This is a genomic window from Oleiphilus sp. HI0123 (assembly GCF_001635315.1).
On sequence record NZ_LWGE01000303.1, the window covers coordinates 1 to 1,054 of the forward strand.

General features: G+C 46.2%; 2 protein-coding genes. Both read left to right on the forward strand.

The features are described from left to right. Nucleotides 1-337 (forward strand): SPOR domain-containing protein (locus A3761_RS02890; protein WP_068749785.1); only part of this gene is annotated, 337 nt, incomplete at its 5' end. A 155-nt stretch (nt 338-492) separates the two neighbouring features. After that, nucleotides 493-1,023, forward strand: a complete 531-nt coding sequence (gene hslV / locus A3761_RS02895) for an ATP-dependent protease subunit HslV (RefSeq protein ID WP_068509054.1) — start codon at nt 493-495, stop codon at nt 1,021-1,023. The last annotated feature ends 31 nt before the right edge of the window (nt 1,024-1,054 follow it).

A 1,054-nucleotide genomic window follows, 5' to 3' on the forward strand; every position in this document is an offset into this window, starting at 1 on the left:
GCGTTTCAACTTTTACGATATCCTTCCAGAATCGACAGTGACTGCACCGAAGGTAGAAGAGTATCGCTTCAAACAAAAATCAGGCAGTGAAGACTACTTCTATGTGATTCAAACTGGCTCATTCAAAAACCGGGCAGATGCCGAGCGCCAAAAAGCCACTATCGCCTTTAAGGGCTTAAAAGCCAATATTGAAACAGTTACCAATGATAAAGGTACTGTCTGGCACCGAGTTAAAACCGGACCATTCACCAACCGTAGTAAGTTAAATAGCGCCCTGGATAAACTTGTATCTCTTAATATCCAGCCTCTCGTCAAGAAAGTAAAAAAAGATAGCTAAAGCGCCTTCTTAACGCTTGATATCTCTTCAAGCGACTCCATATAAAAACTTTCGCTGCTGCAATACATCGCTTAATCGCAGCTGGCAGTATTTAGTCAAAACACCAATTGAGCCACTTGGCCGCATTGGTGAACGCAAACTTTGTGGAGAAGTTCATGACAACCATCTTATCAGTCCGCCGCGAAGGCGAAGTTGCTCTTGGCGGCGACGGTCAGGTTTCGCTCGGAAACACCATCATGAAAGGCAACGCTAAAAAAGTGCGCCGACTCTATGACGGCAAAGTCATCGCCGGGTTTGCAGGCGGCACAGCAGATGCTTTCACATTGTTTGAACGTTTTGAAGCGCAACTAGAGAAACATCAAGGCAATCTTGTTAAAGCTGCCGTTGAGCTAGCCAAAGACTGGCGCACAGATCGCGCACTCAGAAAGCTTGAAGCATTGCTTGCCGTGGCAGACGAAAACAACTCTCTTATCATCACCGGTAATGGCGATGTAATAGAGCCTGAAGATAGCCTGATTGCAATTGGCTCTGGCGGCCCTTTCGCTCAAGCTAGCGCAAGAGCTCTACTTGAAAACACCGAGCTATCAGCACAAGAGATTGTTGAAAAAGGTCTAACGATCGCTGCCAACATCTGCGTATTCACTAATGATGCCTTTACCATCGAGCACCTTGGTGAAGCCAAATAGCCACTAATCAGGCACGACACAACTTAACGAA